The organism is Nocardia sp. NPDC059764 (assembly GCF_042732555.1).
In the GTDB taxonomy this organism is placed as follows: Bacteria; Actinomycetota; Actinomycetes; order Mycobacteriales; family Mycobacteriaceae; genus Nocardia.
In genome coordinates, this window is sequence record NZ_JBHWHH010000244.1 from 1 (window position 1) to 8248 (window position 8248).

Annotated in this window: 7 protein-coding genes; all 7 read right to left on the minus strand. The window is 69.8% G+C overall.

The genetic code is table 11. From position 1 onward, the window contains the following. Window positions 1-22: 22 nt before the first annotated feature. The gene (locus tag ACFV4K_RS32920; protein ID WP_379280178.1) at window positions 23-751 is read right to left on the minus strand and encodes a DUF4333 domain-containing protein; all 729 of its coding nucleotides are present in this window, start codon (window positions 749-751) and stop codon (window positions 23-25) included. A gap of 112 nt (window positions 752-863) precedes the next feature. Beyond that, window positions 864-3557 carry a DEAD/DEAH box helicase gene (locus tag ACFV4K_RS32925; RefSeq protein ID WP_379280179.1) on the minus strand — a complete coding sequence of 898 codons (2694 nt, stop codon included), beginning with the start codon at window positions 3555-3557 and terminating at the stop codon, window positions 864-866. Window positions 3558-3560: 3 nt separating this feature from the next. Beyond that, a complete protein-coding gene (tatC, locus tag ACFV4K_RS32930; protein ID WP_379280185.1) occupies window positions 3561-4535 on the minus strand; it encodes a twin-arginine translocase subunit TatC in 975 nt (324 codons plus the stop codon). Window positions 4536-4657: 122 nt separating this feature from the next. After that, window positions 4658-4930, minus strand: coding sequence for a Sec-independent protein translocase subunit TatA (tatA, locus tag ACFV4K_RS32935; RefSeq protein WP_357085454.1), 273 nt, complete (start codon window positions 4928-4930; stop codon window positions 4658-4660). A 64-nt stretch (window positions 4931-4994) separates the two neighbouring features. After that, complete coding sequence (locus ACFV4K_RS32940; RefSeq protein WP_379280181.1) at window positions 4995-6026, minus strand: 2-dehydropantoate 2-reductase; 1032 nt, start codon at window positions 6024-6026, stop codon at window positions 4995-4997. Further along, on the minus strand, window positions 6023-7015 hold the full coding sequence (locus tag ACFV4K_RS32945; protein WP_379280186.1) for a helix-turn-helix transcriptional regulator: 993 nt from the start codon (window positions 7013-7015) through the stop codon (window positions 6023-6025). Before ACFV4K_RS32945 ends, ACFV4K_RS32940 begins: the two co-directional genes overlap by 4 nt. Window positions 7016-7137: 122 nt before the next feature. Continuing rightward, on the minus strand, window positions 7138-8130 hold the full coding sequence (locus ACFV4K_RS32950; RefSeq protein ID WP_379280183.1) for a helix-turn-helix transcriptional regulator: 993 nt from the start codon (window positions 8128-8130) through the stop codon (window positions 7138-7140). Window positions 8131-8248 lie beyond the last annotated feature (118 nt).

Genomic DNA, 8248 nt, shown 5'->3' on the forward strand with positions numbered 1-8248 from the left:
CCCAACAGCTTTGCCCCGAAAATCAGTTCGGGCGGCCTACCTCGTAGGTGCCGTCATCCTTGGTGATCTTGATGGTGACCTTCTTGCTCTCGCCACCCACCTTGAGCGTGCAGTCGAAGGTCTTGTCGACCTCGACCTTCTGCCCCGACGGGCACTTCACGTCCTGCACGTCGTCGATGCCGTAGGTGTCCTTGAGGACCTTCTGCACCCCGGACTGCACGGCGCTGTTGTCGAGCTGGTCCTTGCTCAGCAGCCAGGCCAGCCCGCCGCCGACCGCGGCCAGCACCACGACGACCGCGGCCACCACGCCGATGATCACACCGGTCTTCTTCTTGCCCCCGGGCGCCTGCTGACCGGGCTGCGGCCACTGCTGCCCGGCCTGCTGGTTCCAGTCCTGCTGGCCGGGCTGACCCTGCTGCGGCCACTGGGGCTGCGACTGCCCCCACTGCTGATCACCCTGCGGCTGCTGCTGCCACTGCGGCTGGCTCTGCCCCCACTGCTGGGCCGGCTGCTGCGGCTGCGACTGCCCCCAGGGCTGGGCGGGCTGCTGCGGCTGGGACTGGCCCCACGGCTGCTGGCCGGGCTGCTGCTGCGACGGATCGCCCCACTGCGCGGTCGGCTGGGCGGGCTGCTGACCGCCCCACTGCTGAGTCGGTCCGGCGCCGGGCGCGGGCTGCTGTCCGCTCCACTGCAGGGTCGGATCGTTGTTGCCCCCCGCCGGGGCGTCATTCGGTCCGTACGGGCCGCTCATCTGCTTGCCTCCAATAGCAATCCGTTGTACTCACGCTAGCCCCCCGAGCGGGAACACGCGCATGCTCCCGCTGCGGTCGGTACATCCAAGAATCAAAGCACAGTCGTATCTACTACGCCGCGTCCACGGCTACGACACCCCGGCGGATGGCGCGCACCGCCTTGCTGGCCGTGGCCGCCACCTCGACGTCGTCGGCGGTGCTGTGAATCTGGTCGAGCAGGTCGATGACCTGGCGGCACCAGCGCACGAAATCGCCCGCGGAGAGCGGGTTTCCGCGATCCCCGCTGGCGAGCAGGGCGTCGGCGAGGTCGTCGCCGCGCGCCCAGGTGTAGACGCCCGTGACGAAACCGAGGTCGGGTTCCCGAGTGGGCTGCAGCCGGTGCCGCGACTCGTCGGAGCGCAGCTGCGACCACACTTCGATGGTGGCGTCCACGGCCCGCCGGATGGGCGCGGTGGGCCCGGACGCCCCCAGGTAGCCGCCCTCCTGCCGGGACTCGTACACCAGGATCGACACCACCGCGGCCAGCTCGGCCGGGCCGAGCCCGCGCCACAGCCCCTGCCGAAGGCTTTCCGCGACAACCAGATCCGCCTCGGCGTAGATCCGGGCCAGCCGCCGCCCGTCCTGGGTGACCTCGCCGTTCTCGACGTAGCCGCGTTCCTCGAGCAACCCGAGGATGCGGTCGAAGGTGCGCGCGAGGGAGTTGGTGGTGGCCGCCACCTGCTGGCGCAGGTGCTCGGTCTCGCGTTCGAGGCGGTTGTAGCGTTCCCCGATGCGCGCCAACTGCTCTCGATCCGGCCGCGAGTGTGCCGGATGGTTGCGCAGCGCCCGCCGCAGGGTCTGCAGGTCGCGGTCGTCGGCGGCTTTGGACTTGCCGGCGGTGCGGGGGCGGCGCGGCACGGTGATGCCGGTGCTGCGCAGCGCCGAGGCCAGATCGCGGCGGACTCGCGCGGTGCGGTGGTCCACGTGCTTGGGCAGCCGCAGCCGGCCCAGCGATTCGGCCGGGGTCGGGAAGTCGGCGGCCGAGACGCGACCGGCCCACTTGTCCTCGGTGAGCACCAGCGGACGCGGATCACCCGGTGTCGCATCGGGTTCCAGGATCACCGCCAGCCCCTGCCGGCGGCCCGACGGAATCGCCACCACGTCGCCGCGCCGCAGCGCGGTCAGCGACGACACCGCGGCCTGCCGCCGGTCGGTGCGGCCCTGCCGTTCCAGGTTCCGTTCCCGGTCGCGGATGCGCTCGCGCAGCTGGATGTACTCGAAGACGCTCTCGTCCCCGACCTGCGAGCGCAGCTTGCGCAGCTGCGCCTCGTTGCGTTCGATGCCCCGCACCAGGCCCACGACCGACCGGTCCGCCTGGAACTGGGCGAAGGAACGCTCCAGCAGCGCACGCGATTCCACCGCGCCCATGCGATCGACCAGATTGATCGACATGTTGTAGCCCGGCCGGAACGACGACCGCAGCGGATAGGTGCGCGTCGAGGCCAGACCCGCGACCGCGCTGGTGTCGACCTCGGGCTGCCACAGCACCACCGCGTGACCCTCGACGTCGATGCCGCGCCGCCCGGCGCGCCCGGTGAGCTGCGTGTACTCCCCGGGCGTCAGTTCGGCGTGGCTCTCACCGTTGAACTTGACCAGGCGTTCCAGCACCACCGTGCGCGCGGGCATGTTGATGCCCAGTGCCAGTGTCTCCGTGGCGAACACCGCGCGCACCAGTCCGCGCACGAACAGGTCCTCGACGGTGTGCCGGAAGGCGGGCAGCATGCCCGCGTGGTGCGCGGCGAACCCGCGGTGCAGCGCCTCGCGCCACTCCCAGTAGCCGAGCACCTCGAGGTCGCTCTTGGGCAGGTCCCCGGTGTGCTTCTCGATGATCTCGTCGATCACCGCGCGATCGTCCTCGCGGGAGAGGTCCAGGCGCGAGCGCACGCACTGGGCCAGTGCCCCATCGCATCCCGCGCGGCTGAAGATGAAGGTGATGGCGGGCAGCAGCCCCTCGTCGTCGAGCCGGGAGATCACCTCGGGGCGCGGCATGGGCCGGAAGGAGCGCCGCGGCCCGCCGCGACCGCGACCGGGCACGCCCCAATTGTCCATCCGGTCAACGGCTTCGCGGTGCTTGATGTAGCGCTGCAGATCCTGGTCCACGACCACCTTGGCGTCGCTGGACTTGGGGTCGAACAGGTCGAACATGCGCTTGCCGACCATGACGTGCTGCCACAGCGGCACCGGCCGGGTCTCGTCGACGATGACCGCGGTGTCGCCGCGCACGGTCTCCATCCAGGCGCCGAACTCCTCGGCGTTGGAGACCGTGGCGGACAGGCTGACCAGGCGCACCTCGGGCGGCAGGTGCAGGATGACCTCTTCCCACACCGCGCCGCGGAAACGGTCGGCCAGGTAGTGCACCTCGTCCATGACGACGTACGAAAGCCCGCGCAGCGCATCCGATCCCGCGTAGAGCATGTTGCGCAGCACCTCGGTGGTCATCACCACCACCGAGGCGTTCGGATTGATGGACTGGTCACCGGTCAGCAAACCGACCTCGTCGCGCCCGTAGCGGGCGGTGAGGTCGGCGAACTTCTGATTCGACAGCGCCTTGATGGGCGTCGTGTAGAAGCATTTGCCGCCCGAGGCCAGGGCCAGGTGTACCGCGAACTCGCCGACCACCGTCTTGCCGGCGCCGGTGGGCGCGCAGACGAGCACACTGTGCCCGCCCTCGAGCGCCGCACACGACTGCCGCTGGAACGGATCGAGCTCGAATTTCAGTTCGGCGGTGAATGCCGCCAGTTCGCCAGTGAGCGACCTTGATGTCACGCGTCAGAGGGTATCGGAGTAATCCGACACGACTCCCGTGGTTTTCTCCACCGGTGTGGCGCTCACCGGCTCGGCGCCGGGCACCGGGGTCGCGGCGTCCACGCCGCCGGGCGCGGTATCGAGCGGGGAGGCCTCGTCGTCGGCGAGCTTGTCCCAGGCCTGCGCGTTGCGGGCCTTGCGCTTGTCGTTGATCCGCGCGACCTGCACCGCGATCTCGAACAGCAGGGTCAGCGCGAACGCCAGCGCCAGCATGGAGATCGGGTCCTGCGGGGTCACGATGGCCGCGAACACGAACAATCCGAAGATCAGCCCGCGCCGCCACTTGGTGAGCCGCTCGTAGGTGAGCACCCCGAGGAAGTTCAAACCCACGATGAGCAAAGGCGTTTCGAAGCTGACGCCGAAGATCACCAGCAGCTTGATGATGAAGCTGAAGTACTGCGAACCCGACAACGCCGTGATCTGGACATTGTTGCCGATGGTCATCAGGAAGCTCAGCGCGTGCGCGACCACCCAGTAGGCCAGCACCGCGCCCGCGATGAACAGCGACGCGCCCGCCGCCACGAACGCGATCGCGTACTTGCGTTCCTTGGCGTACAGGCCCGGGGTGATGAACGCCCACAGCTGGTACAGCCAGAAGGGGCTGGCCACCACCACGCCGGCGGTGGTGCCGACCTTCAGTCGCAGCGTGAACTGCTCGAACGGCGCGGTCGCCAGCAGTCGGCAGGCGCCGTCGGAGCTGAGATTGGCCCGCGAGGAGGCCGGGAGCGCACAGTAGGGGCCGCGCAGGATCTCACCGAGGCTCTCGATCCCGAACAGGGTGTGCGAGTACCAGAAGAACCCGAACAGGGTGCCGATGGCGACCCACGCCAGTGCGATGAGCAGGCGTTTGCGGAGCTCCGAGAGGTGCTCCACGAGGGACATGGTGCCGTCGGGGTTCGTACGGCGCTTGCTGCGCCGGGGATCGAACGGGATGCGAATACGCATGTGAGTGTGACTGCCTCCGCCTTACGGCCACAGAAGACGTGGGCGCGGGTGCGCCCCCGGACCCGGACAACACCGCATCCGGGATGGGCTCACGCTCATCCCGGATGGTGGCCGATTCAGGCCTTCTGCTGGTCGTTCGGCTGTGCCGCGGGCTGCTGCACCGGCTGGGCGGGCGGCAGCTGCGCCGGCGGCTGCACCGGCTGGGCCTGGGCCTCGGGAGCGGCCTCGCCCGTTTTGCCCTCGTTCTGCATCTGGCTGACCTCGGTCTTGAAGATGCGCATCGAGCGACCCAGGCTGCGGGCCGCGTCCGGCATGCGCTTCGAGCCGAAGAACAGCAAGAAGATCAGCACAACGATCAGCAAGTGCCACGGGCTGATGGCGCCTGTCATTCCATTACCTCCAAAGACTTGGTGAGTCCGATGCTACCGGACCCGCATACCGCGAACCTCGTTGTCAACCCTCGTTCGCCGCGTCGTCACACACGGCGTCCTCGAGTTGTGCCAGCAATTCCGCTCCCGACCAGGTGCGCCGGTCGCCGTTCTCCGCGGCTGTCACGAGTTCTATCAGCTTCTGGTTCACCGGCGTGGGTATTCCTACCATGGCACCGAGGCTGACGATTTCTCCGCACAGCCAAGGGATTTCGGTGGCGCGCCCGGCGGCCAGGTCGTCGGCCATGGACGAGCGGGCCACCGGATCGATGGCCAGCACACGTCCGGCAACCCGGCGGAAGACGCCGTCGGGGGCGGTCAGCAGCCGCGCCATCAGCTCGGGCGGCATCGGGGTGAGCCGGGCCGGGCGGATCCGAGCGGCGGCCATGGCGGCCAGCGCCTCGCGCTGGGCCAGGGCCAGGCAGCGCCGGTAGTCGCGGGACCCGAGCTCCTCACGCAGCGGACGACCCGACAGCGCGTTGATCGGGTTGTTCAGGTTGAGCAGCAGCTTGGCCCACTGAATGGACAGCAGGTCGGCGTGGCGTTTGAAGCCCAGACCCGAGCGGGCGAAGACGCCGGTGAATCGGGTCAGCACCGGATCGTCGGCGATATCGACGGTGCCGGCGGTGCCGCGGTGGAAGCGGCCCTCGCCACGGTGGACCACGTTGAACATCACCATGCCGGGCAGCACTACGCAGGTGGGCAGGATCTCGCGGATGACCGCGTCGTTGCCGATGCCGTTCTGCAGGCTGAGCACCACGGTGCCGGGCGCGAGCACCCCGGCCAGTTCGGCGGCGGCGGTGGCGGTGCCCGCGGACTTGACGGTGATCAGCACCAGATCGGCCTCGCCGGTGGGCTCGGTGGCCGTCCGGAACGCGGTCGGTTCGACGGTGACGTTCTTGCCGTCGAGGTCGGTGAGCCGCAGGCCGTGCGTGTTCAGCTCGTCGAGGATGCGCGGGCGGCCCACGAAGGTCACCTCCGCGCCCGCCGCGGCGAGCCGCCCACCCACATAACACCCGATGCTGCCCGCGCCGAGCACCGTCACCCGGAAACTCAAGCGGGACCGACCTCCTCGAGCCCGGCGAGATTCCCGAGCCCGGTGTCGTCGAGTCCGGCGTAGGCGGCCAGCGCCGAACTGGACCGCTCGCGCACCGCGGTCACCAGTTCGGCGGGACCGAGGACGGTGACGCCCGCGCCGAAGCCGAGCAGCAGCCGCGCCATCCAGTCCAGGGTGGCGAAGCGCATGGTGGCCTCGAGGCTGCCGTCGGGGTGGGTGGTGACCTTGTGCATCGGGTACTGCTCGAGCACCCACGCGTAGTCGGGGCGAATCAGCAAGCGCGCCAGCGGGACCGCGGGATCGTCGACGAACAGGTCCAGCGCCGCGGACTCGTCGAGGGCGGCCTCGGCGGGCGGGCGCGCGGGCTCGTCGAGCTCGGTGGCCTCCTCGATCCGGTCGAGGCGGAACAGGCGCACGCCCTCGGCTTGCCGGCACCACGCCTGCAGGTAGCTGTTGTTGTCCACCAGCACGATTCGGATCGGGTCCACGACGCGCTCGGACACCACATCACGGCTGGCCGAGTAGTAGACCAGGCGCAGCGCGTGGTCGTGCTCGACGGCGGACCGGACGGTCGCCACGGCGGGCGCTTCGACCGGTGCGGGTAGCTCCGGGCCCGCGAATTCCCGTCCGGAGATGGCCGATTCGATCTTCGCGGTGGCGGCGTGCGCGGCGCTCGGATCCACCATGCCGGGCAGATCCGCGATCGAGCGCAGCGCCACCAGCAACGCGGTCGCCTCCAGCGAGGTCAGCCGCAGCGGACGGTCGATGCCCGCGCTGAAGGTGACCTCGATGCTCTCCTCGGAGAACGACAGGTCGATCAGGTCACCGGGCCCGTAACCGGGCAGGCCGCACATCCACAGCTGGTTCAGGTCGGTCATCAGCTGCTTGGTGGTGACGCCGAGTTCGGCCGCCGCCTCCGCCGCACCGATGCCCGGGTTGGCCTGGAAGTACGGAATCATATTGAGCAGCCGGGCCAGCCGGGTCGACAGGCGGCTGCTCGCCGCCGCGCTGCCCCGCCGGTCCTTGGCGCCCTCCGACGCCCGGGCGCCGTCACCCTTGCGGGCAGTGTCGATCACGCTGTCTCCCCGGCGTTTCCGCGACGCGTCCGCACTCACGCCGTCACCTCCGTCCGCTCCAGCACCGACTTCAAGCGCGCGATCACGTTGTCGCGCAGGTCCTCCGGCGCGAGCACCAGCGCGTCCGCGCCGAGTCCGGTGATGAGCCGGGCCAGCCAGTCGCGGGACCGGATCGGCACCTCCACGATCGAGCCGGGCCGCCCGCCCAGCACCCGGTCCTCCAGGACCGGTCCGAGGCGGCGGATCTCCTGGCCGCGGCCCTGGGCAACCCACACCGTGGCCGATCCGGTGATCGGCGACTGCGCGGTGACCTCGGCGACCACGGCCCGCAGGTCCAGGTCCTCGGGCTTGTGCACGGCATTGGCCGGGCCGTACTCGATGACGTCCTCGTCGATGCGGGAGATGCGGAACACCCGCTGCGCGGCGCGCACATTGTCGTGCGCGACCAGGTACCAGCGGCCGTGGTGGGTCACCACACCCCAGGGCTGGACATCGCGTTCGACCGGATCCCCGTGCGACTGCCGGTGTTTGAACCGCACCGACCGTCCGGCATCGATCGCGGCGAGCAGCTTGCCGAGCACCGGCTCCGAGCCGCGCGTCCGGGCCGGCACCGCGGGCACCGCCGACACCCCGGCGTCGGGCTCCACGTGAATACCGGCCGCGCGCAGCTTGAGCAGACCGCCCTCGGCGGCCGCCGCCAGCTCCGGCGACTCCCACAATTGCACGGCCACCGCGACCGCGGCCGATTCCTCGCTGGTCAGATCGATGTCCGGGAGCTCATAGGCATCGCGGTTGATGCGGTAGCCCTCGACACTCGACAACCGGCTCACCGGTCCGATCTCGAGGGGTATGCCCAGATCGCGCAGCTCGTTCTTGTCGCGCTCGAACATCCGGCTGAAGGCCTCGTCGCTCGCGGACTCCTCGTACCCGGCGACCGACTCCCGGATCCGCTCCGCGGTCAGGAACTGCCGGGTGGACAGCAGCGCGATAACCAGATTCATCAACCGCTCGACCTTGGATATCGCCACCCCGTAGAGAGTAATGGGAGTGTCGCCGAGGTGACGCATGGGCGGTCGCGTTTTTCCCCTAACCGCCCCCATAACGCGCGGCTACGGGCCGCGAACCGAGTGGTTCACGGCCCGTAGC